The organism is Dactylosporangium sp. NPDC000555 (assembly GCF_040300025.1).
In the GTDB taxonomy this organism is placed as follows: Bacteria; Actinomycetota; Actinomycetes; order Mycobacteriales; family Micromonosporaceae; genus Dactylosporangium.
Genome location: NZ_JBEPDB010000091.1, coordinates 1 through 23012 on the forward strand (window position 1 = coordinate 1; position 23012 = coordinate 23012).

General features: G+C 72.2%; 18 protein-coding genes and 1 riboswitch. Of the genes, 13 read left to right on the top strand and 5 right to left on the bottom strand.

Annotated elements, in window-relative coordinates; genetic code table 11:
* Positions 1-3448, top strand: a 3448-nt coding sequence (locus ABT297_RS36010) for an HAD-IC family P-type ATPase (RefSeq protein WP_350556966.1), incomplete at its 5' end; no start/stop codon positions are given.
* Positions 3449-3734: 286 nt separating this feature from the next.
* Here ABT297_RS36010 and ABT297_RS36015 read toward each other — a convergent pair.
* Positions 3735-4229 (bottom strand): flavin reductase family protein, encoded by a 495-nt coding sequence (locus tag ABT297_RS36015; RefSeq protein ID WP_350556967.1) that lies wholly within the window; start codon positions 4227-4229, stop codon positions 3735-3737.
* Positions 4230-4441: 212 nt separating this feature from the next.
* The gene (locus ABT297_RS36020; protein ID WP_350556968.1) at positions 4442-5101 is read right to left on the bottom strand and encodes a TetR/AcrR family transcriptional regulator; all 660 of its coding nucleotides are present in this window, start codon (positions 5099-5101) and stop codon (positions 4442-4444) included.
* Positions 5102-5228: 127 nt separating this feature from the next.
* Here ABT297_RS36020 and ABT297_RS36025 point away from each other — a divergent pair, with 127 nt between their 5' ends.
* Together ABT297_RS36025 and ABT297_RS36030 are read left to right on the top strand one after the other, a co-directional pair.
* Complete coding sequence (locus ABT297_RS36025; protein ID WP_350556969.1) at positions 5229-6683, top strand: MFS transporter; 1455 nt, start codon at positions 5229-5231, stop codon at positions 6681-6683.
* 79 nt (positions 6684-6762) lie between these two features.
* On the top strand, positions 6763-7767 hold the full coding sequence (locus ABT297_RS36030; protein WP_350556970.1) for an LLM class flavin-dependent oxidoreductase: 1005 nt from the start codon (positions 6763-6765) through the stop codon (positions 7765-7767).
* 12 nt (positions 7768-7779) lie between these two features.
* Here the strand turns inward: ABT297_RS36030 and ABT297_RS36035 are convergent, their stop codons facing one another.
* Positions 7780-10272: a sensor histidine kinase gene (locus ABT297_RS36035; protein WP_350556971.1), complete on the bottom strand. Its 2493-nt coding sequence runs from the start codon at positions 10270-10272 to the stop codon at positions 7780-7782.
* A 169-nt stretch (positions 10273-10441) separates the two neighbouring features.
* On the bottom strand, positions 10442-10924 hold the full coding sequence (locus ABT297_RS36040; protein WP_350556972.1) for an anthrone oxygenase family protein: 483 nt from the start codon (positions 10922-10924) through the stop codon (positions 10442-10444).
* Positions 10925-11001: 77 nt separating this feature from the next.
* Here ABT297_RS36040 and ABT297_RS36045 point away from each other — a divergent pair, with 77 nt between their 5' ends.
* From ABT297_RS36045 to guaB, 5 genes are all read left to right on the top strand, one after another.
* Complete coding sequence (locus tag ABT297_RS36045) at positions 11002-11370, top strand: hypothetical protein (protein ID WP_350556973.1); 369 nt, start codon at positions 11002-11004, stop codon at positions 11368-11370.
* Between the two features lie 11 nt (positions 11371-11381).
* On the top strand, positions 11382-11894 hold the full coding sequence (locus tag ABT297_RS36050) for a GNAT family N-acetyltransferase (RefSeq protein ID WP_350556974.1): 513 nt from the start codon (positions 11382-11384) through the stop codon (positions 11892-11894).
* A 302-nt stretch (positions 11895-12196) separates the two neighbouring features.
* On the top strand, positions 12197-12568 hold the full coding sequence (locus tag ABT297_RS36055; RefSeq protein WP_350556975.1) for a hypothetical protein: 372 nt from the start codon (positions 12197-12199) through the stop codon (positions 12566-12568).
* Positions 12569-12784: 216 nt separating this feature from the next.
* The gene (locus tag ABT297_RS36060) at positions 12785-13015 is read left to right on the top strand and encodes a hypothetical protein (RefSeq protein ID WP_350556993.1); all 231 of its coding nucleotides are present in this window, start codon (positions 12785-12787) and stop codon (positions 13013-13015) included.
* 863 nt (positions 13016-13878) lie between these two features.
* Positions 13879-15390: an IMP dehydrogenase gene (gene guaB, locus ABT297_RS36065; RefSeq protein ID WP_350556976.1), complete on the top strand. Its 1512-nt coding sequence runs from the start codon at positions 13879-13881 to the stop codon at positions 15388-15390.
* Positions 15391-15544: 154 nt separating this feature from the next.
* Here guaB and ABT297_RS36070 read toward each other — a convergent pair whose 3' ends face one another.
* On the bottom strand, positions 15545-16780 hold the full coding sequence (locus ABT297_RS36070; RefSeq protein WP_350556977.1) for an MFS transporter: 1236 nt from the start codon (positions 16778-16780) through the stop codon (positions 15545-15547).
* A 308-nt stretch (positions 16781-17088) separates the two neighbouring features.
* Positions 17089-17269, top strand: a riboswitch (cobalamin riboswitch).
* Between the two features lie 28 nt (positions 17270-17297).
* Between ABT297_RS36070 and ABT297_RS36075 the strand changes: the two genes are divergently transcribed.
* The 5 genes from ABT297_RS36075 to ABT297_RS36095 are packed head-to-tail and all read left to right on the top strand — an operon-like array spanning position 17298 to position 22944.
* Positions 17298-18857 carry an ABC transporter substrate-binding protein gene (locus tag ABT297_RS36075; RefSeq protein WP_350556978.1) on the top strand — a complete coding sequence of 520 codons (1560 nt, stop codon included), beginning with the start codon at positions 17298-17300 and terminating at the stop codon, positions 18855-18857.
* Positions 18858-18865: 8 nt separating this feature from the next.
* Positions 18866-19819, top strand: coding sequence for a nickel ABC transporter permease (gene nikB / locus ABT297_RS36080; RefSeq protein ID WP_350556979.1), 954 nt, complete (start codon positions 18866-18868; stop codon positions 19817-19819).
* Positions 19816-21471, top strand: a complete 1656-nt coding sequence (locus ABT297_RS36085; RefSeq protein WP_350556980.1) for a dipeptide/oligopeptide/nickel ABC transporter permease/ATP-binding protein — start codon at positions 19816-19818, stop codon at positions 21469-21471. Before nikB ends, ABT297_RS36085 begins: the two co-directional genes overlap by 4 nt.
* Entirely contained in the window at positions 21458-22204 is a 747-nt protein-coding gene (locus tag ABT297_RS36090; RefSeq protein ID WP_350556981.1) for an ABC transporter ATP-binding protein, read from the top strand. The genes ABT297_RS36085 and ABT297_RS36090 overlap by 14 nt, the downstream gene beginning before the upstream one ends.
* Positions 22201-22944: an IucA/IucC family C-terminal-domain containing protein gene (locus tag ABT297_RS36095; protein ID WP_350556982.1), complete on the top strand. Its 744-nt coding sequence runs from the start codon at positions 22201-22203 to the stop codon at positions 22942-22944. Before ABT297_RS36090 ends, ABT297_RS36095 begins: the two co-directional genes overlap by 4 nt.
* Positions 22945-23012: the final 68 nt, after the last annotated feature.

Here is a 23012-nt window from a genome sequence, read left to right on the forward strand (position 1 = left end):
CGATCTCCGCGACCGGGCCGCGCTGCGGCGGCTGGACCGGGTCGACACCGTGGTCATCGACGCCGGCGTGCTGACCGGCGGCCGGCACGTCATCACCCACGTGGTGCCCGTACACGGAACGGTCGAGGCCGCCTGGGAGGCCGCGACGCGGCTCGTCGACGGTCCCGGCGGCACACCGCCGGCCGACGCCGACGGCTGGGCGCTCACCGACCCGCGCCGCCTGGACGCCCCGATCCCGGACGCGGTCCTGGCCGACGCGCGCTCCCACGACGGCGTCCGGGGGAAGCTGTACGCGCTGACCCGGGACCGCGGCGTCGTGGCCGTCGTGCTCGTGGAGCCGGCGCTGGATCCGCTGACCGCGGCCCTGCTCGCGTCCGGCCGCCAGGTCGGGTCGGTCCTGCTCGCCGGCGCGCCGGCCGGGATCCGCCGCCGGGTGCGGGCGGACGGCACCGTGCCCGGGGGCTCGCGCCTCGCCGGGTCGATCCGGGCGCTGCAGGCCGACGGGCACGTGGTGCTGCTCATCGGCGAGCGCAACGACGCCGCGCTGGCCGCGGCGGACTGCGGCTTCGGCGTGCTGCGTGCTGACCGCCGGCCCCCGTGGGGCGCCCACCTGATGGGCGGACCCGGCCTGGAGACGGCCTGGCTGCTGCTCGAAGCGGCGGCGGTGGCGCGGGTCGTGAGCCGGCGGAGCACCCATGTGGCGATGCAGGGTTCGGCGGCCGGCGCGCTGCTGGGGCTCGCGGACACCACGCAGCGCGGCGCCCGTCGTGCGTCGGTCGCGGCGGCCATCGCGCAGGCGGCCAACGTCGCCAGCGGGATGTGGTCGGCGCGCGGCCTGTCCCGCCGCACCCCGCCCGCCCCGCCCGTCGAGGTCGCCTGGCACGCGCTGCCCGTCGAGGAGGTCATGCGGGCCCTGGACACGTCGCCGCACGGCATCGACGAAGAGGACGCCGAGCGGCGCCGGCCGGCCCGGGTCACGGCGGGGACGCCCGCCGACGCGCCGGCCGGACGGGGGATGCTCGGCACCATCGTCGGTGAGCTCGACACGCCGCTGACGCTGCCGCTGGCCGCCGGTGCCGGCGTCTCCGCCGTGACCGGTGCGACGAGCGACGCCGCGCTGGTCGTCGCCGTCATCCTCGCCAACGCGGTGCTGTCCAGCATCCAGGACATGGCGGCCCGGCGCGCGCTGAGCCGGCTGGTGAGCGAGGCGGCGCCGCGGGTCCGGCTGCGCCGCGCCGGCGTCGAACGGGACGGCAGCATCGACGAGTTGGTGCCGGGTGACGTCATCCTGCTCGAGCCGGGCGACGCGGTGCCGGCGGACTGCCGGCTGCTGGACACCGTCGGCCTGGAGATGGACGAGTCGCCGCTGACCGGCGAGTCCGTGCCGGTCGCCAAGAGCGCGACCGCCACCCGCGCGGCCGCCATCGCCGAGCGCACCAGCATGGTGTACGCCGGTACCACCGTCGCCGCCGGATCGGCCACGTGCGTCGTGGTGGCGACCGGCCCGGACACGGAGGCCGGCCGCAACGCCCTGATGGTGCTCCAGGAACCGCCGAAGAGCGGGGTCCAGCAGCGGCTGCGCGAGCTGACCAAGGCATCGCTGCCGGTGGCGGGGGCCGCCGCGGCGGCGCTGCTCACCACCGGCGTGCTGCGGGGCCGGCTGGCCGAGTCGGTCAACAGCTCGATCGCGCTCGCGGTCGCGGCGATTCCGGAGGGGCTGCCGTTCATCGCGACCGCGGCCGAGCTCAGCGCCAGCCGCCGGCTGTCCCGGCGCAACATCCTCGTCCGCGATCCCCGCTCGATGGAGGCGATCGGCCGGGTCGACGTGATCTGTTTCGACAAGACCGGCACCCTGACCGAGGGGCGCATCGCGCTGCGCAGCGTCTCCGACGGGCGTGGCCCCGTGCCGATGGACCGGCTCACCCCGCGGCACCGGGAGATCCTCGCCACCGCGCTGCGCGCGAGCCCGACCCCGAACGGGCAGGAGACGCTGCCCCACCCAACCGACCAGGCGGTCGTGGTCGGTGCCGCGGCGGCCGGCGTCACCACCGGCGAGGCGGCCGGCGGCTGGCGCTCCGTCCGGGAGCTGCCCTTCGAGCCGGCGCGCGGGTTTCACGCCGTCCTCGGCGCGGCGGACGGCGGCCAGGTCATCAGCGTCAAGGGCGCGCCGGAGATCACGCTGCCCCGCTGCGTGAGCTGGCGCGTGGACGGGGAGGCGCGGCCGCTGACGCCGGACGACCGGCGGGCGATCGAGGCGGAGGTCGACCGGATGGCCCGGCAGGGGCTGCGGGTGCTCGCGATCGCGGAGCGGGCGGCGTCGGCGCGGCGCCGCCTCGACAACGAACGCGTCGACGACATGCAGTTCGTGGGTCTGCTCGGGCTGGCCGACCCGACCCGCCCGAGCGCCGCCGAGGCGGTCGACCGGCTGCGCCGCGCCGGCATCAAGGTGCTCATGCTGACCGGCGACCATCCCAGCACCGCGGCGGCGATCGGCGCCGAGCTCGACCTGCTCGACGGCGGCGCCGTGGTGACCGGGCCGGATCTGGACAGCGCCGAGGCGGACGACGCGATCGTCGACGCGCTGGTGTCCAAGGCGTCGGTCTTCGCGCGGGTCAGCCCCGCGCACAAGGTCGCGGTCGTCCGCGCGCTGCGCCGGGCCGGGTACAGCGTCGCGGTCACCGGCGACGGCGCCAACGACGCGCCGGCCATCCGGCTCGCCGACGTCGGCATCGCGCTCGGCGAGCAGGCCACGGCCGCGGCCCGCCAGGCGGCGGACCTGATCGTGCTGGACGGCCGGATCGAGACGATCGTCGACGGCGTGGTCGAGGGGCGCGCCATGTGGGCGTCGGTCCGCGAGTCGCTGGCGCTGCTGCTCGGCGGGAACCTCGGCGAGATCCTCTTCACCGTCGGCGGCTCCCTCGTCTCGGCGACGCCACCGCTCAACGCGCGGCAGATCCTCTTCGTCAACCTGATGACGGACCTGCTGCCCGCGATCACGGTCGCCGCGCGGCCGCCGCGGCACGTCAGCCCCGACCAGCTGGTCCGCGAGGGGCCGGAGGCCTCGCTGGGCACGGCGCTGACCGGCAACGTGATCCGCCGCGCGGTCGCGACCTCGGCCGCGACGGCGGGGGCCTGGCTGAGCGCGAAGGCGACCGGGACGGCGGCGCGCGCCAGTACGGTAGCGCTCGCCTCCCTGGTCGGCGCGCAGCTGGGCCAGACCGCGCTGCTCTCCGGCGGGGACCCGGTGGTCCTCGGCGCCGCCGGCGCCTCCGCGGCGGCGCTGGTCGGTGTCGTGCAGACCCCGGGCCTGAGCCAGTTCTTCGGCTGCCGGCCGATCGGGCCCGTCGCCTGGGGGATCGTCCTGGCCGCGACGGCGGCCGGCACGACGCTCGGGGCGCTGCGGCTGCCCGTACCGCTGCCGCGGCGGCCGGCGGTGGTACGGCCCTGAACACCAGGGGGACCAGAGCCTGGCTCTGGTCCCCGACCGACGTTTCCCGCTCACCGCGCGGCTGGCTGCTCACCCCTCGCCGGCGTGCCTGCGCCAGTCCCGCATCGCGTCACGGACCTTGTCGAACACCGCGATCGGCGGTCCGGCGAACAGGTTCGCGACGGCCGATTCCCCGGTCCCCGGACGCGTCGGGGCCGGCGCCTCCGCCGCCTCGAAGGCACGCCCCGACCGGCGCAGCCGATCCGCCGGCTGGCCGTGTGCGACGGGTGTGCCGACCGGCCCGGCGTCAGGCGGCGCGCTGCAGCCGGCCGAACGTGCTCTGGTGGAACACCAGCGGCGGGACGCTGCGGTCGGCGTCGAGGGCATGGACGCTGAGCAGGACGATGTCGTGGTCGCCCGCCGGGATCTCGCGTTCGATGCTGCAGTCGAGCCAGGCGCAGGCGCCGTCGAGCAGGATCTCGCCGCCCCGCGTCGCTCGCCACGTCACGCCGGAGAAGCGGTCGCCGCCGCGCAGGCTCAGCTGGCGGCCCAGGTGCTCCTGGTGCGCGGCGAGCACGCTGACCCCCAGCCGGTCCGCGCGGCGCAGCGTCGGCCAGGTGGTCGACGTCCGGGCGATGCAGACCGAGACGAGGGGCGGGTCGAGCGACACCGACGTGAATGAGTTGGCGGCGAGGCCGACGGGTGCGCCGTCGACCAGCGCGGCCACGGCCGTGACGCCACTGGGGAACGCGCCGAAGACCCGGCGCAGCTCGGTGGGGTGCAGCACCGCGCTCATGCTCATGTCGATGCCCTGCCTTCCGTCGGGCCGAGGTCGGCGGCCCGGTCGAGGAAGAGTGCTATGGCGTGCGGCCGGAGGAGCTGCCGAGCCGGCCGCACCGCACAACTCTAGCATCGTCCCTATCGGATCAATAGGATTTGAACCCCGTCTTGCGTGCCGGCCACCGATCGCGAATCGCGGTCGATGATCGACGCGCGTGCCTGAACAGCCGGCGTCTACGATCGCGTCGCGGGAGAACGGTATGCGCGGATGAAGAGGTCGGCCGCGTCGATGCAGATGTCGTCGATCTCGCCGGGGGAGATGGCGACCGTGCCGTATTTCGACCGCTGCTGGCCCTCATATGTCAGCAGCGACACGAAGTGTGCGGCCGCCCGGGCCGGTCGCTCGGCGACCAGGTCGCCCCGGGCGGCGAGCAACGCGATTCGCTGAGTCAGAAACCCCAGCAGCTTCGGCGCCGAGCCGGCCTCGCCGTCGCCGCACGAGCGGTGCAGCGCCGGATGGTGGGCCACCTCGGCGATGATGAGCCGGCGCAACGCCGACACCTGCGGGTCGAGGGCCGTGCTCAGGAACTGCCGGCCCAGCACGAGCAGGTCCTGCTCCAGCGCAGCGGGGTCGTCGAGCAGGGACTCGTCGAACTCGGTGGCCCGATCCGCGCCGCTGCGCGCCTCGTCGACCACGGCGATGAAGAGCCGCTCCTTGTCGCCGAAGTGGTTGTAGATGGTCTGCTTGGAGACCCCGGCCTCCGTCGCGATGGTGTCGAGGTTGGCCCGCTCGTAGCCGGCCGTGACGAAGATGTGGGTCGCGGCCCGCATGATGGCGGCGCGCTTGCCCGGCAGGCCGCGAGGAGCCTCGACGGGTGTTGCCGCTGTCGTCATGTGCACCCCCTGGCCCGCCATCGTACTGGACCGTGCGGTCCAGATCGGCGCCACCGCGCCCGGTTGACCCTACTAGACTAGTAGGTCTAAAGTCCTGGACCGATCAGTCCATTAGATGGAGGTGACCATGGAGACCGACCGCAGCGGCCCTGACTGGGCCGTGCTGTCCCTGCTCTGCCTCGGGCAGGTGATGGTGGTGCTCGACGTGTCGATCGTGAACGTCGCACTGCCCGCGATCCGCTCCGACCTCGGCTTCAGCGAGTCCGGGTTGCAGTGGGTCGTCAACGCTTACGCACTGGCCTTCGCCGGATTCCTGCTCCTCGGCGGCCGGGCCGCCGACCTGCTCGGCCGGCGCCGGATGTTCGTCACCGGGCTGGCGGTCTTCACCGCCGCGAGCCTTGTCGGCGGACTCGCGCAGGACCAGCTCACCCTGGTCCTCGCCCGCGGCGCGCAGGGCATCGGCGGCGCGATCCTGTCACCTGCCACGCTCACCCTGCTCACCACGACCTTCGTCGAGGCGCCCAAGCGGGCCCGGGCGATGGCCGCGTGGAGCGCCGTCTCCGGTGGCGGCGCCGCGCTCGGCTCGGTGCTCGGCGGCGTGCTCACCGACCTGGTCAACTGGCGCTGGATCCTCTTCGTCAACGTGCCGATCGGCGTCGGGGCGATCCTCGCGGCGCGGGCACTGCTGCCGGAGAGCCGCGCCGAGCGGACCACCCGTGGCCTCGACCTGCTCGGCTCCGCGCTCGTCACCGCCGGGCTCGTCGCGGTCGTCTACGGCACGGTCAACAGCCAGGCCCACGGCTGGGGCGACGCGGTGACCCTCGGGCCGCTGCTCGGCGGGGTCGCGTTGCTGATCTGGTTCGTCCTGCACGAGGCGAAGATCGCCGCGGCGCCGGTCGTACCGCTGCGCCTGTTCGCCAACCGGGGCGTCACCATCGCCAACCTGGTCATGTTCTGGCTCGGCTGCGCCGTCATCGCGCACTTCTTCTTCCTGTCGCTGTACCTGCAGAACGTCCTGGGGTACGACCCGCTGCGGGCCGGCCCGGCGTTCCTGCCCGGCGCGATCGCGATGACCGCCGGTGCCTACGCCGGACCGCCGCTGCTGAAGCGGGTCGGCGTCCGGCCGCTGCTGATCGGCGGGCCGCTGCTGTCCGGCGTGGGGCTCGGCCTGCTGGCGCTGATCCCGGTCGACGGCCGCTACGCCGCGCACCTGCTGGCCCCGATGATCCTGGTGACGCTCGGCGCCGGCATCGCGATGACGCCGCTGGCGATCACCGCCACGTCCGGCATCGAGCGGCACGAGGCGGGGCTGGCCTCGGGCGTCATCAACACCACCCGGCAGGTCGGCGGCTCGATCGGCCTGGCGGTGCTGGCCACCGTGGCCACGACGAGGGCCTCGTCGCTGCTGGCCCACGGCACGGCGCAGGCAAGTGCGGTCGTGTCCGGATACCGGCTGGCGTTCCTCGTGGCCGCGGTGTTCGCCGTGCTGGGCGCGTTGACCTCGCTCGCCGCGCCGGGCCCGGCGCCAGCGCCCGTCCAGCCGGCGGCGCGCCGGACCGAGCCGGTCGAGGCCGGCTCGTGAAGCAGCGGCGGCCGGGCGGTACGAGCGCTGGACCGCGACGATTGGCGACCGCTCGCGAACATCCTGGAGGAGGTCGGAGATGAGACTGTCCATTCTGGACCAGTCACCGGTCGGCGACGGGTACTCGCCCGCGCAGGCCCTGCACAACACGGTCGAGCTGGCGGAGCTTGCCGACCAGCTCGGCTACACCCGGTTCTGGGTCGCCGAGCACCACGCCATGCACTCGCACGGCAGCAGCGCGCCGGAGGTCGTCGTGGCGACGATCGCGGCTCGGACGTCGCGGATCCGGGTCGGGTCGGGCGGGGTACTGCTCGGGCACTACAGCCCGTACAAGGTGGCCGAGGTGTTCCGCACCCTCGAGGCGCTGCACCCGGGCCGGATCGACCTCGGCATCGGCCGGTCGTCCGGCTCCAGCCCGCTGGAGAGCTACGCGCTGCGAAGCGTGCGCAGCCTCACCCCAGCACCGGACGAGTTTGACGACAAGCTGGCCGAGCTGCTCGCGTTCATGACGGACAGCCTGCCGGCCGGGCACCCGTTCCACGGCGCGGTGGTCACCCCGGCCGGTACCGGCGTGCCCGAGGTGTGGCTGCTGGGCTCCAGCCCGCGCAGCGCGGTCGCCGCGGCCCAGCTCGGCCTGCCCTACGCCTACGCGCACTTCATCAACCCGGCGCCGACGCGCGAGGTGTTCGCCGACTACCGGGCCAGCGGCGGCGGCGCCGGCAGAGCGATCCTCGGCATCGGGGTGTACTGCGCCGATACCGACGCCGAGGCGGAGCGCGTCTACGCCACCCAGCGGGCGTTCCGTCGCCGGCTCGTCCGCAACGACGTGCGGCCGGTGCCCAGCTCCGAGCAGGCGCTGCTGGAGCTGGCCGACGGCGACGACCCGCTCGGCACCGAGCGGTTCGAGTTCCCGCGCTACGTCCACGGCACCCCGGACCGGGTCCGTGACCAGCTCCTCGCCATCGCCGAGGCGACGGGGGCGAAGGAGCTCATCGCGCTCGCCACGATCCACGACCACCGGGACCGCCTGCGCTCCTACGAGCTGCTCGCCGAGGCGTTCGCGCTGAACCCGCTGCCTGCCTGACCATCGCGCATGTCAGGACCGCGCGGTGTTCCTGGGCAGGGTCAGGCTGACGGTGAACCCGCCGCCGGGGGTGTCGTGGCAGCGCAGCGTGCCGCCCATGGCTTCGGTGAGCGCCTGCGCGGTACGCACGGGAAGGCTGCCGTCCGGGGCCGGACCGGTCGCTCCCCGCGCTGCCCCCGGGGGGCGTGGCCCGTGCGGGACCGGCACGCCGGGGCCATGGTCGATGATGTTGATCGCGAGGCTGTCGGGCAGCACGCTCACGGTCACCCTGGCCGGCGCGGTGCACGGGTTGCGGTCCAGGGCGTTCGTCGCGAGGCTGGTGACCGCGCGGGTGAGCAGGTTGGCGTCCGCGATGACGCCCGGCACGTCCTCGGGAGTCTCCACGACGATGTCGTGTCCTCCCGGCCCGAGATCGTCGAGCGCCGCCGACAGGACGTCGTCGAGCTCGACGGGGCGCAGATGGATGTCCAGCGCTCCCGCGCGGGCCTGGGCCAGGTCCTGCAGGTCGGTCAGGCAGGTCGCGATGCGGGCCAGGCTGGCCTGGCCGGTGGCGGCCAGCTCGTGCCGCTGTTCGGTGCTGATCCTCTTGTGGGTCCCGAGTCGGTCCAGCGTGTCCTGCATCTGCGCCAGCGGAGCCCGCAGTTCCCGCTGGGTGGCCAGCAGCATCGTGGTGCGCGCGTTGTCGGCGGCGATCTGCTGGTCGGCGTCGGCGGCACGCGCGGCCAGCTGCTCGCGATCCAGGCAGGCGGCGATCTGCTCGGCGCAGGCCACCAGGACCCGCTGGTCGCTGCCGCCGAGGACGCGGCCTCGCCCGGCCAGGGTGAGGGTCTGTCCGACCGGGACGCTCGTGTCGGCGTCGGCGGGATGCTCCGGTGGCCGCTCGCCCGACGAGGCCAGCACGTGCCAGGCCTGTCCGGGGCCACTCGCAGGCGCCCGGTCGAGCAGGCTGACCGCGTCCAGCCCGAAGAGCTGCCGAATCTGCTCCAGCTGGGCCGGCAGGTTGGGCCCGCCCAGCGCGGCGCCGGCCATGGTGCTCAGCGCACCGGCTTCCGCCGACGCGCGCGCGGCGCGGCGGGTCTGCCGGGCCGCGGTCTCGATCGCCCAGCTGACGAGCGTCGCGACGACGACGAAGACGACCGTCGCCGCCGCGTCGTCGGCTCTGGCGATGGCCAGGCTGTGCAGCGGGGGCGTGAAGTAGTAGTCGGCCAGCAACGCGCCCGCCACCGCCGTCGCCAGTGCCACGTACAGCCCCCCGGTCAGCGCCACCACGATCACGGGGAGCAGGTAACCCAGGAGGGCGCTGGACAGCGCGAACCGCCCCTGCAGCCCGACCATGGTGAGGGCGGGCAGCAGCAGTACCGCCAGTGCGGCACCGGCCACGTATCGCCGCACGCCGAACCCGCGACCCGCGCGTGGCAGGCGCAGCCCGGGCGGGCCGGCCGCGTGCTCGTGCGTGACCATGTGTACGTCGATCGACCCGGACAAGCGGGTGACGCGGACACCCACGCCCTCGCCCGTCAACGCCGCCGCCGGCCACCCTCGGCGACTGGCCCCCAGCACGATCTGCGTGGTGTTCTCGGCCTGGGCGAACTGGATTATCGCCCTGGCCACGTCGTCGCCGACGATCTGGTAATAGCGGCCGCCCAGCGACTCCACGAGCGCCCGCTGGGCGGCCAGCGCCGGTTGGTTGCCCAGGGCCAGCCCGTCGCACGGCATCACATGCACGGCGAGCAGATCGGCGCCCTGGATGCGCTCCGCGACGCGGGCGGCCCGCCGGATCAGGGTCTCGCCCTCTGGGCCGCCGCTGAGCGCCACCAGGATCCGCTCACGGGTCTCCCATCCCGTGGCGATGCCATGCTCGGCCCGGTACCGCCGCAGGCCCTCCTCGACCCGATCGGCCAGCCACAGCAGGGCCAGCTCCCGCAGTGCCGTCAGGTTTCCGGGCCGGAAGTAGTGGGTCAGCGCCGCCTCGATCCGGTCCGGCGGGTAGACGTTGCCGTGCACCATCCGCCGCCGCAGCGCCTCCGGCGTCATGTCGACCAGCTCGACCTGCTCCGCCCGCCGTGCCACCGCATCCGGCAACGTCTCCTGCTGGGTGACCCCGGTGATCTGGCGTACCACGTCGTTGAGTGACTCCAGATGCTGGATGTTGAGGGTCGTGACCACGTCGATGCCGGCGTCGAGCAGTTCCTCGACGTCCTGCCAGCGCTTGGCGTTCCGGCAGCCCGGAACGTTGGTGTGCGCCAGCTCGTCGATCAGCGCCACCCGCGGGTGCCGGGCCAGCACCGCGTCCAGATCCATCTCGGTGAACCGGGCGTCGCGGTATTCGCACTCGCGACGGGGCACCACCTCGAGCCCGTCGGCCATCGCCGCGGTCAGCTTCCGGCCGTGTGGCTCCAGGAACCCGATCACCACGTCGGTGCCCCGGGAGCGGCGGCGCTGGCCCTCGGCCAGCATCGCGTAGGTCTTGCCCACCCCGGGCGCCGCGCCCAGATAGATCCGCAAGCGACCTCGTGCCACCGAGGACCCCCCACCGCAGGAACACCATCTCCTCCAGTATGGGACTCGTACCTTGGTTCTCGTAACTTGGTTGAGGCATCTCAAACCGCCTGCGGCTGATCCGTGCGGTGGGGTGGACCATCGCGATCGGACACCTCGCCCCCGGTCGCCCGGCTCAGATGACGGACGCCGCGCACAGCGCGCCGAACGCTCCGATCGAGAAGAGCGTGCGGACCAGGTGGAGGCGCACCCACGGCCGCTCGAACCGGGCCCGCACCGCGGCCGGGTCGCCCACCCGGTCCGCCGCGCCGGCCGCGTCGAGCTGGACGTTGAGCGGGATGTTGCCGCGCACGGTGATGCCGAAGGCGACGAGGTACAGCACGAGCCCCGCGACGATGAGGACCAGGCGGGTGGTTTGCCCGGCGCCGATGTGCAGCACCAGGGCGAGCGCGGTGAACAACACCGAGCCCACGAAACTCAGCGCGAACCAGCCGTTCTGGATGGCCGAGTTGATGCGCTGCATGACGTCGATGAACACCCGGTCCTCGGTGCGGCCCAGCGCCAGCATGACCGAGCAGGCGTAACTGTAGAAGAGGCCCGCGATGAGACCCGTGGTCAGGGTGGCGAACACGAGCGCCGCCGCACGAACCAGCTCCATACCGATCGTCCCTTCATGTGCCGGTCCATAACCGTAGCCATTGCCGCGTGGACCTGGAGCCCACTACGGTGGCAGGTGTGAGCAGCCTGGAAGCGCCACGGGTCGCCACCCGGCGCGATATCGCGCTCGCTGTGGCCGTCGCGTGCTTGTCGCTCGCGGCCGTGTGGTGGTCAACGCGATCGTCGCTGACCGCTCTCGGTAACTCCCAGCAGATCCGGGCGTGTCCGGCGATCTACCCGGCCCCGCCGTCGTGCTACCCGGCCTGGCACATCCAGGTGGCCGCGCTCGTCACGCTCGCCGTCCTGGCAGTGCTGACCGGTGCTGTCATCGCAGCACGCTGGGCGCGGGGCCGAGCGACACCAGCCATCCTCGCGGTCGTAGCGCTCGCGGGGCTGTTGGCCTGGTGGGTCGCCGCCGATCCGAACCGGTTCCTGCCCATCTGGTGAGGCTGTCGCTGGTGGACCAGGCGTTGGAGGTACTCATGGCCGAGGTGGCGCTGCGGCCGGTCGACGACTCCGACCTGGATGCCCTGTTCGAACAGATGCGGGATCCCGAGTCGGTCCGGATGGCCGCCTTCGTTGCCAGAGATCCCGATGACCGCGCCGCCTTCGATGCCCACATGGCAAACATCAGGACGTCGCCTGATGTGACCATCCGCGCGGTAACCGTCGATGGGCGGCTCGTCGGCATTGTCGGCAGCTTCGTCGTCGACGGCGATACCGAGGTCACGTACTGGATCGACAGCTCTTTCTGGGGCCGGGGCATCGCCGGCCGAGCGCTCGCCCTGCTGCTGGAATCGGTTCGCGTGCGGCCGCTGTTCGCCCACGCCGCGAGCGACAATGTGAGGTCGCTCAGGGTACTGCGGAGGGCAGGATTCGCGATCGTAGGCACGGAGATATCGTTCGCCAAGGCGCGAAATGCGGAGATCGAGGAAACGATCCTGCGCCTCGACGAGCCCGCGACTTACTGATTTCGGCTACGCGGACGGTCGGTCGCGGTGGCGGTCTATGCGCCGGCCGACGCCGGAATCGGTATACTTCCCGATCCTGGTCTTCCGCGGTGACACCAGGAGACCGGCCAGCTCGACGACGACTACCCGAATTGCCGTGAGGTGTTCGCTGACGTCCTGCTGATGGGCCGGCGGCGAGAGCGGACTGCCGCGCCTGGCGCTGGCGTTCGACCGGTTCACCGAGGTGTTGCTGTCCGCGTGGGTCCACACCGCAAAGCATCGTGTGGTCGCGGCCGCTTGCCGGAGGATCGACGCCCACGACGGTGACCGTCAGCCAGGACGCGGCCGGGCGCTGGTTCGGCGGGCCGCTGACCGTGGCCGCCGCACCGGCGGTGCCGCAGCCGCCGCTTGCCGCGACAGTGATCCTGCTGGGCATCCTCTGGATCGGGCTGGGATTCTTATCCCGGCCACAACGCGTCGGCGCCCTGCGGCATGGCCGCTACCGTCGGCGGCATGTGAACATGCCCGCGGGCTCGGCACCGCGCGCGGCAGCACGTCCGTTGCCGGCGGCCGCCGGCGCCCCGGCGGCCAGCACTGCCATGGTCAGCGTCACCCCGGTTGCCGAGTGGCGGGGCCAGCCGCCGAGGTGCCGCCACCGCACCCCACCGCGAGCCCTCGGTACCCGCAAGCCGTGATCCCGCAGGCCTGGCAGCCCGAACGGCGATCTCGAAACGCGGTCCCGGTCAGGACACAACGCACCGGACTGGCCGACAGCATCGGCCGGCTCGCTGGGCGATGCGCCGTGGCGCCCCGCGTGGCCGACCCCGGCAATCAGTCGTCCACCTGGCGGAGTCGACGCTGACCGCGGCCCAACGCGCACGGAGACCGAGACACCGCTGGAAGGTGGCAACATGAATAGCGGTGTCGCCCGCGTCGGTGACACCGTGCGTCTGCCGGTCGGTGCCTGGACACCAGCCGTGCCGTGCACGCTCAGCATCGACGTGCGCGCATTCAGCGTCAATTTCGGCACGCACATTCTTTCCTGTTCGTATGCGCGCGCCCTCTGCAACAAATACAGTGCTGGCCACTGGCGATCCGGATGCCGGCATCGAGTCGCGTTGCGTGTCGGCAACGCTATGTAGAGCGGCATGCGTGTGCATCATCTGACATTATGGACTGCCGTTTGGGGCGGTGGTTTCGGTCGGGTTCTGGGATAATCAAATCATGGGGCAGCTGGGATTTTTTTCAAGGGCGGAGTTGGCTGCCATGCGTGACAAAACCAGGTCACGTCGTTATTTTCCGGCGAAGGAGCAGTTCCGCCGGGAGTATGCGCGGCATCGGGAATGGGGCCTGGCCAGACGTCACGCCGAGAAGCTCCGCCGTGTCCGCGGCGACACCCCGCCGGCGGTCAGCGACCAGCGGGACGGCTCGGCGCACGGATCGGTGCACGGATCGGTGCACGGGCCGGTGCACGGGCCGGTGCACGGGCCGGTGCACGGATCGGTGCAGGGGCCGGTGGAGGGGTCAGTGCCGCCCTCGCCGCCGCCGGTCACGCCACCGGAACAGGCGCAACGTCCCGCGAGCGGCACTGCGGCAAACGACTGCGATCCCGCACCGCGCCAGGTGGGCGGCGACGGAAGGCCCGGTCCTGGCCCGAAGCGTCGTCGCGCATCCACGCCGCAGCTGCGCCGGCCCGCCGGTCCGGCAACGCATCGAATGGTTGGCGGAAATACACGGCCACCGGTGCAGCGCGGCCGTTTTTCGACAATGCCGCGCACGGCCGGGCGGAATTTCCGCCGAATGCTCCGCACGGCGGGAACAAGCGACCGTTGTCCCCATGGACCGCCGGTGTTGATTCCCGTATGTCTCGACGCGTACATTGGCGGTTGCGGACCGTGACGAGCGGCGGCAGGCGACTGCGATGATTCCCCGGGTGGGGATGGAGGCTGTGGATGGTCGGCTGGGCGCGCACGCACGAGGAGTGAGCCGCGAGTAAGATCTCGCCATGCGAGCCCACTCATCTTCCTCCAACGCCATGACCGTCGACTACGGCATTCCCGCCAAGTTTGCTCGCGTCGGATTCACATTCGACGACGTGTTGCTGATTCCGGCGGCGTCCGCCACGTTGCCGCAGTTCGCCGAGACGCGCACTCGGATCACGCCGAAGATCGAGTTGGAGATTCCGATTGTGTCCGCCGCCATGGACACTGTCACCGAGGCGCGGATGGCCATCGCGCTGGCCCGGATGGGGGGCATCGGCATTCTGCATCGTAACCTTTCGATCGACCAGCAGGTGGCCGAGATCGACACGGTCAAGCGGTCGCAGTCCGGGATGATCGTCAACCCGGTCACGCTGCGGCCGGACGCGCCGGTCACCGACGCTCTGGAGGTAATGGCGCGCTACCGCGTGTCCGGCCTGCCCATCATCGACGACGACCGCCGGCTCGTCGGCCTGCTGACGAACCGTGACCTGCGCTTCATCGACGACCGGGAACAGCCCGTCCGGGACGTGATGCGTCCGCTGCCGCTCGTCACCGCCGCGGTCGGCACCACGCTCGAGCAGGCCCAGGCCATCATGCGCGAGCACCGGATCGAGAAACTGCCGCTGGTCGACGAGAACGGCCGGCTCGAGGGCCTGATCACGGTCAAGGATATCCGCAAGAAGCTCGAGCACCCGCGCAGCTCCGAGGACACACGCGGCCGGCTGCGCGTCGGGGCGGCCGTCGGCGCGGGGCGGGACGCGATCGACCGTGCCGAGGCGCTCGTCGCCGCCGGCGTGGACGTCATCGTCGTCGACACGGCCCACGGCCACTCGCAGGGCGTGCTCGACACGGTCAAGACCATCAAGAGCTCGTGGGACGTCGAGGTCATCGGCGGCAACATCGCCACCGCGGAGGCGGTCGAGGCGCTGGCCGATGCCGGCGCCGACGCGGTCAAGGTCGGCATCGGACCCGGTTCGATCTGCACGACCCGGGTGGTGGCCGGCGTCGGCGTGCCGCAGCTGTCGGCCATCTACGACTGCGCCCAGGCCGCCGCTCCGCGCGGCGTCTTCGTCATCGCGGACGGCGGCATCAAGCTCTCCGGCGACATCTCGAAGGCGATCGCCGCCGGCGCCGACGCGGTGATGATCGGCAGCATGCTGGCCGGCACCGACGAGACGCCCGGCGAGGTCGTCGTGCACAAGGGCGAGCGCTTCAAGGAGTACCGTGCCATGGGCTCCGTCGCCGCGATGCGCGGCCGGTCGTACTCCAAGGATCGCTACTTCCAGGGCCACGTGCGGGAGGCCGAGAAACTGGTGCCGGAGGGCATCGAGGCGCGGGTGCCCTACCGCGGTCCGGTGTCGTCGATCGTGCACCAGCTCGTCGGCGGCCTGCGCGCCGCGATGGGATACTGCGGAAGCCCGACGATCGCCGACCTCAAGAACGCCGAGTTCGTGCGGATCTCCGACTCCGGCCGGCGTGAGAGCCACCCGCACGACGTGACCATGACGGTCGCCGCGCCGAACTACTCGGGCTGACGCACGCGCCGCCCGTGACGCGCGGACGGGTTCCCGGCCGGCGGCCCCACGGTCACCGCGGTGATCGGCGACGCCGGCCGGTTCCACGCTTTCCACGCTCACGAATCCGGCAGGGCAGGCCACCTCGCGTGCCGGCCGTGCGGCATCATCGCCTTCAGTCCGTCGCCGAAGCCGTGCGGACAGTTTTGCTCAGGGTCGCCACGAGGGCGAGCAGCGTGAGCCATCCGGCCAGGACGATGGTCAGCGCCGGCGCTCCGAGCAGCCCGATCAAGGCGCCGCTGGCCATGGTGCCGATCGCCGCGCCTCCGGTGGTGAGCGTTTCGATCGCGCTCGTGACTCGGCCGCGTAGCGCGTCGGGGGTGACGGCGAGCCGATAGGAGTCGAGGGCGACGGTGTAGACGGGCGCGACCACCGATTCCACGAACGCCACGACCGCCAGCAGCCACCACGTCGGCGCCACCGCGTAGAACGGAAAGGCCAGCGCTTCGACCCACAACATCGTGATGGACAGTGCCCCGAGCGGAAACCGGCGGGTGAGCGCGGGTGCCAGCAGGCTGCCGAGCAGGGCGCCGGCGCCCGCGGCGGTGAACACCATGCCGACCTGGGTGGGGCTCGCGTCCAGACGCCTGGCCAGCATGATGATCAGCAAGTAGCCGGCGCCGTACCGCAGGCTGTCCGCCGCGTCGATCAGGGCCAGCGTCCGGATCACCGGTTTGCGCCACAGCCAGGCCAGCCCGCCACCGATGTCGATCAGGAGTACGCGCGGCGACGCCGGCGTCGTGGCCTGTGCCTGCTGGAAGCCGGCGCGGATGCCGCGCAGGGACGCGGCCGAGGCCAGGAACGAGACGGCGTTGAACGTGAACGGGAGCATCCGGCTCACGGCGAAGGCGATGCCGGCCACGGAGCCGCCGACGATGCGAAGCGCGTTGGACATCGCCCCGGCCGCTCCCAGCGCGCTGGGCAGGTCGCGGTTACTGACGATGTTCGGCAACGCCGAACTGTTCGCCGCCCCGAACATGGTGCTGAGCGCACCGTTCAGCACCGCGACGGCATACAGCTGCGGCATGCCCAGCACGCCGAGCGCCGCGGCGACCGGAATGGTGGCGGTGAGCAGTCCACGCCCGATCTCGCACCAGATCATCGTGGCCTTGCGATCCCACCGGTCGACCAGAGCTCCCGCCACCAGCCCGAAGACAAGGTAGACCACGGTCTGCAGACCGAGCAGGACACCGGCCTGCGTCGAGGACCCGGTCAGCGCGATGACGAGCAGAGGTAGGGCGAGGAACTGCAGCGAGTCGCCCAGCTGTGAGACCAACCGTCCCCCGAGCAGGAGCCGGAAGTCGTGCTGACGCCACACGGATCGAGGCGGCGCCGACGTGAGGTTGTCCATGGTGAGCTCCGATTGATGAATGCGCCTGTTCGGCGTGCCGTCATGGGCTGGACAGACACGCAGGCACCGCGACGCACGGCATCGCAGCGAAGGCGACGGTCACCGGAAACCGATGATCACCAAAAGCCGCCGGAAATGGACAGACTCCACCCGCGTGTCGAAGCCTGACAGCTAAACGTCACGGGGCGAGAACACGAGTCAAGACCGTACGGGGCGACGCGACCGCCGGCAACACGAATTCGGCCCTTGCCGGGTGCGCCGGTTGTGGGATGTCTCATTCTGATCTTGTCGGTGCGGTTGACCTCTGCGTACTCTGCCGGAGCCGTGGTGCTCGGGAAGTCCGGTGGAACGCCGGCGCGGCCCTCGCCACTGTGATCGGGAGTCTCCGGCATCCACCTTCGTGGGGTCACTGGGCAGTTCTGCCTGGGAAGGCCGGCCGGGGACGCACCTCCCGTCAGCCAGGAGACCGGCCACGGCACGCACGTGTACGCCCTGTCCACGAGGTGCTGGAAGGCTGATGTCTCGAATGCTGTCCTTTTCCCGGGCGGCGGCGCTGGCCGCCGTGCTGTCCCTCGCGCTCGCCGGTTGCGGCGGCGCAGATCCGGTCGTGGCGTCCGACGAGCCCGCCGCCGAACAGACGTTGCGGTTCCTGACGGTCAACATGCCGAGGTCGCTCGATCCGGTCCACATCGACGCGCAGCGGATCCTCGAGAACGGCCTGGCCGAGTCGCTGGTCGTCCAGAACGACGACGCCACCCTGCGGCCAGGTCTGGCCGCGTCATGGCGGACCGTCGAGCCGACCGTGTGGGAGTTCGCACTCCGCGGCGGGGTGAGGTTCTGGAGCGGGGCGCCGGTCGACGCCGCCGCGGTCAAGGCGTCCCTGGAGCGGCACAAGGCGAAGAACCCGCGCGCCAAGTCGATCCTCGGCGCGATGGAGTTCACCGCGGCCGACGCCACCACGCTGCGGGTCACGACGAAGACTCCCGACCCCGGGCTGGCGTTCCGGCTCACCACGTACGGCATACACAACGCCGCCGAGGCGGACCGGCGCGGCGACGAGTTCAACCGCAACCCCGACCTGACCGGGTTCATGAAGCCCGTCCAGTTCGTGCCGGGGGAGACGCTGATCGCCGAGGCGGACCCGGACTACTGGGACAAGCCCGAAGGCGGGATCAAGCTCAAGCGGATCGAGGCCCGGCTCGGCTCCGACCCGCAGGCCCGGATGCTCGCGCTGCGCTCCGGCGACGCCGACGCCGAGTTCAACGTCGAGATCGATCAGCGCCTGCAGTACGAGAAGTCCGGCACGAAATTCACCGTGTACTCGCCGGCGCCGACCACCCGCAACATCTGGCTGAACACGGCGAAGGTTCCCGCGTTGCGGGACAAGGCGGTCCGGCAGGCCCTCGATCTGGCGGCCGACCGCAAGGAACTGGTGGACGGACTCAACCACGGCTACGCCAAGGCGGCGACCGGACACTTTCCCGCCGGGCTGCCCTATGCCGTGGATTCCGGCACGAGCACCGACGTCGCCAAGGCGGCGGCGATCCTCGACGCCGCCGGCTGGTTGCCCGGCCCGGACGGGGTACGAGCGAAGGACGGCACCCGGCTCCACTTCAAAATCCTGACGTACACCGTGTTCCAGCCCCTGGCGATCGCCCTGCAGAGCCAGTGGAAGAAGGTCGGCATCTCCACCGAGCTCGCCCCGGTCGAGACCACCGCCTCCAACCAGATGATGCTCGACGGCAACTTCGAGATCGCCACGTACTGCTCGTGCGGCTCGGCCACCGGCGACATCGCCGGACAGCTGCGCTCGTTCTACCGCACCGGCGTCGTGTCCAACTACGGCGGCTACAGCAACCCGCAGGCCGACGCGCTCATCGACCAGCTCGGCACCGAGTTCGACCAGGCGAAGCAGGCCGAGCTGGCCAAGCAGGTGCAGCGGATCCTGCTCGACGACGTCGCGCTGGTCTACCTGTACGCCTCGACGCAGTGGGGCGCGGCCTACGCACCCCGGGTGCGCGGTGTGGAGCCGAACCTGTCGCGGCGGATCCTGCCTGGCATGTGGCTGGCGCGGTAACCGGCCCGATGCTCCGTTACGCCGCCGTGCGGCTGGCCGCGACGGTGCCGGTACTGCTGGGCATCTCGATCGTGCTGTTCACGATGATCCGGCTCATCCCCGGTGACCCGAGCCACGCGATCCTGCTGTCCATGGTGGAGCCGGGCGCCGACATCAGCCGCCTGCAGGAGGATCTCGCCACGCTGCGCCGTGACCTCGGCCTGGACGAGCCGTACCCGGTGCAGTACGTCCACTGGCTGACCAGCGTCCTCACCGGGAACCTCGGTACGTCGCTGCGCAGCGGCGCCCCGGTCCTCGACGAGCTGTGGATGCGGCTGCCGGCGACGCTCGAACTGGCCGGTGCCGCGCTCGTCGTCATGGTCCTGGTCGCGGTGCCGGCCGGGATCGCGGGGGCGGTGTGGCACGGCCGGCTCGCCGACCGGGTCGCCCGCATGGTGACCCTGCTGGGGGTGTCGGTGCCGGGATTCCTGCTCGGGCTGCTGCTCATGTACGGGTTCTCCGTCGGCCTCGGCTGGTTCCCCACGTACGGGCGGGGCACACCGGCGCACCTGGTGCTGCCGGCCGTCACACTGGGCCTCGGCCTGGCCGCCGGGGTGTCCCGGTTGCTGCGGGCGAGCCTGCTCGATGCGCTGTCCCAGCCGTACGTGGCGACCGCCGAGGCCAAAGGGCTGCCATGGCGGGTCATCGTGCTGCGGCACGCGTTGCGCAATGCGTTGCTGCCGGTGTGCACCAGCGCCGGACTCATCGTCTCGGGCCTGCTCGGCGGCGCCGTCGTGGTGGAGACCGTGTTCTCGTGGCCGGGCATCGGCCGGTACGTCGTCGACTCCATCACCGGGCGCGACTACCCGGTCATCCAGGCGTTCGCCATCGCCATGGCCCTGGCGTACGTCCTGATCAACCTCGCCGTCGACCTCGGCTACCGGCTGATCGACCCCCGGGTGCGGGTGGAGGGGGCCGGATGAGGACGCTTCACCGTCTTGTGGCGATCCCGCGCCGGGACCGGCTCGCCGGTGTGCTGCTGGTCGTCCTCGCGGTCGTGGTGGCGGCGGTCGCGGCCGCACCGTGGCTGACCGGCGCCGACCCGACGGCCGTGAGCTACCTCGACGCGACGCTGCCGCCGTCGGCCGCGCACCCGTTCGGCACCGACAACTACGGGCGCGACCTGCTCGCCCGCGTGCTGTACGGCGGGCGGGCCTCCCTGGCCACCGCCGCCGTCACCGTGGCGGTCACGGTGGTGGCCGGCACGCTCGTCGGCGCGGCGGCCGGCTACCTCGGCGGCTGGTTCGACCTGGTGGTCACCCGGGTGGTCGACGTTCTGCTCGCCTTCCCCCGGCTGGTCCTGGCGATCGCGGTCGCCGCGCTGCTCGACGCCGGCCTCGCCGGCCTGCTGCTCGCGGTGACCGTCGTGTCGTGGCCCGGCTACGCGCGCGTGGTGCGCGGCTACGCGCTGCAGTTGCGCGACGAGCCGTACGTCGCCGCCGCCAGGATCGCCGGCAGTGCACAGTGGAGGATCGTCGGCACGCACGTGCTCGGCGGGCTCGCCGGGCCGGTGCTCATCCTGGCCATGGTCGACGTCGGCGAGGTCATCATCGCCGTCGCCGGCCTGTCGTTCCTCGGCCTCGGGGTGCGTCCGCCGGAGCCGGAGTGGGGCGCCATGCTCAACGAGGCGCGCGGGTTCGTGCAGGACGCACCGTGGATGTTCCTCGCACCGGGCGCGGCGATCGTGCTCGTGGTCGTCGCGGTCACCTACCTCGGCGACGCGGTCCGCGACGCGCTCGAACCGCGGAATCCACGCCTGCCGCTGCGCGGGGCCCGCCGCGGCAGCGCTGCCCCCGCGGTCCCGGTCGCGCCGGACGCGGCCGTCCTCGCCCGCCTCGACCGGCTGAGCGTGAACGCCGGCGACGTCCGGATCCTCGACGGTGTGACGCTCGAGCTGCGGGCGGGGGAGTGCCTCGGCCTCGTCGGTGAGAGCGGGTCCGGCAAGTCGACCCTGGCCGCGGCGCTGCTCGGCCTGCTCCGCCCGCCGATGTCGGTCACCGGATCGCTGGAACTGCTCGGCGCGCCCACGCACGGCTGGCGCGACAGCGACTGGCGGCTGGTCCGCGGCCGGCACGTCAGCCTCGTCACGCAAGACCCGCTCACCGCGCTCAACCCCGTCCTCACGATCGGCAGGCAGCTCACCGAGACCGTCCGCGCCCATGCCGACGTGTCCAGGGACGAGGCCAGGCGACGCGCCCTGGACACGCTGGATCTCGTTCGCCTGGACCGCGACCTCATGCGGGCGTACCCGCACCAGCTGTCCGGGGGCATGCGGCAGCGGGTCTGCATCGCGATCGCGATCATCAACCGGCCGCGGCTGCTCATCTGCGACGAACCCACCACCGCGCTCGACGTCAGCACCCAGGCGCGGATCCTCGACGAGCTCGCCGCGCTGCGGCGTACGCTCGGCATCGCCATGCTGTTCATCTCCCACGACCTGCGGCTGGTCTCGCAGGTCGCGGATCGGGTCGCGATCCTGCACAACGGCCGGATCGCGGAGCAGGGACCGACCGAAGACGTGTTCGCCGCGCCCGCTCACCCGTACACGAGGAGGCTGATCGATGCTGCGCGTTGACGGACTGTCCAAAGTGTACGGTCGCGGTTCGGCGCTCAGCGATGTCACGTTCGGCATCGCCTCGGGCGAGACCGTGGGCCTCGTCGGCGCGTCGGGTGCCGGCAAGACCACCATCGGCCGTTGCGTCCTGGGGCAGGAACGGCCCACATCCGGCGGCGTGTACTGGAACGACCTGCCGATCCGCCGTTCACTGTGGCGCACCGGCCGGGAGCGCCGGTGGCGCCGCGACGTCCAACTCGTCCAGCAGGATCCCCGGGCCGCGCTCGATCCCAGGTGGACCGTTGGGCGCAGCGTCGGCGAGCCCGCGCGGAACTTCCCCGGCAGCCGGTCCGTCCCGGAGATGTTCGAGCTCGTCGGACTCGATCCCGCGCTGCGCCACCGGTACCCGCACGAGCTGAGCACCGGCCAGTGCCAGCGTGCCTGCATCGCCCGGGCGCTGACGCCCCGGCCGAAGCTCCTCGTCCTCGACGAGCCACTCTCGGCACTGGATCTGCCGGTGCAGGCCCAGATCCGCGACCTGCTCGCCGAGCTGCACCGGGCCGACGGGCTCAGCTACCTGTTCATCTCCCACGACCTCGTCGCCGTTGCCGCGCTCTGCGCCCGGGTCATCGTCCTCGAGCGCGGCCGGATCGTGGAGGAGGCGGCGACAGCCGACCTGCTCGCCGCACCGACCCACCCGCACAGCAGAGCCCTGGTCGCCGACACGCCGGTCCTCAGGTACGGTCCGGCATGAGTCGTCCACCCCTCGGCGCCCGCTTCACCGCACCGCGCGGCCTTCCGGAGGGAGAGGGCTGGCATCGCGCGAGCGCGTTGTTCGGGCCCCGCCTGGCGGAGTTCGTCGCCGAGCATCGCCGGGCCCGGCGCACCGAGCACACCGTTGCCGCGGCGTCGCTGCTGTTCTGCCAGTACGTGAACCAGGTCACCGGGCCCGTCCTGGCCCGGTACTGGCTGGACGGGCGGGGCATCGACGCGTCCGCCGCCAACACCTGGGTTCACCTGAGCGGCGGCCGTCTCGGTGACGCCGCGTTCACCACCGCGCCCACCCGGGACCGGTCCGGCGGGGACGACACCCTCGCCTGGCTGATGCGGCGGATGGTCGACGACAATCTCGCCCACGCGGTCGAGGCCTGGCACCGCGCCACGAGGGTCGGCCGCCGCACGCTCTGGGGCAACGTGGCCAGCGGGATCGCCACCGCGATGCGTGCCATCTCCTGGACCCAGCCGGACCCGGCCAGGTTCGTCGCCGAGACCGCGTCGCTGCTGGAGCACCACCCCGGTACCGGAGGGTTGTGCGCTGTGAGCAGTCTGCCGGTCGGCGGGTACCGCTGGCAGACACACCACCGCACCAGCTGCTGCCTGATGTTCAAGACGGGTGATGGCGGCTTCTGCGCCACCTGTCCCGTCGTGCCCGCGCCGCAACGGGCCGCGCGCGTCCGCCGCATGATCGACGAGACGCTGCCGCCTCGCGCCTGACCGGCCAGCGTCTGGACTCAACTCTACTAAGCACATAGGATTAGTGGGGAGATCCGATCGGGGGAGGT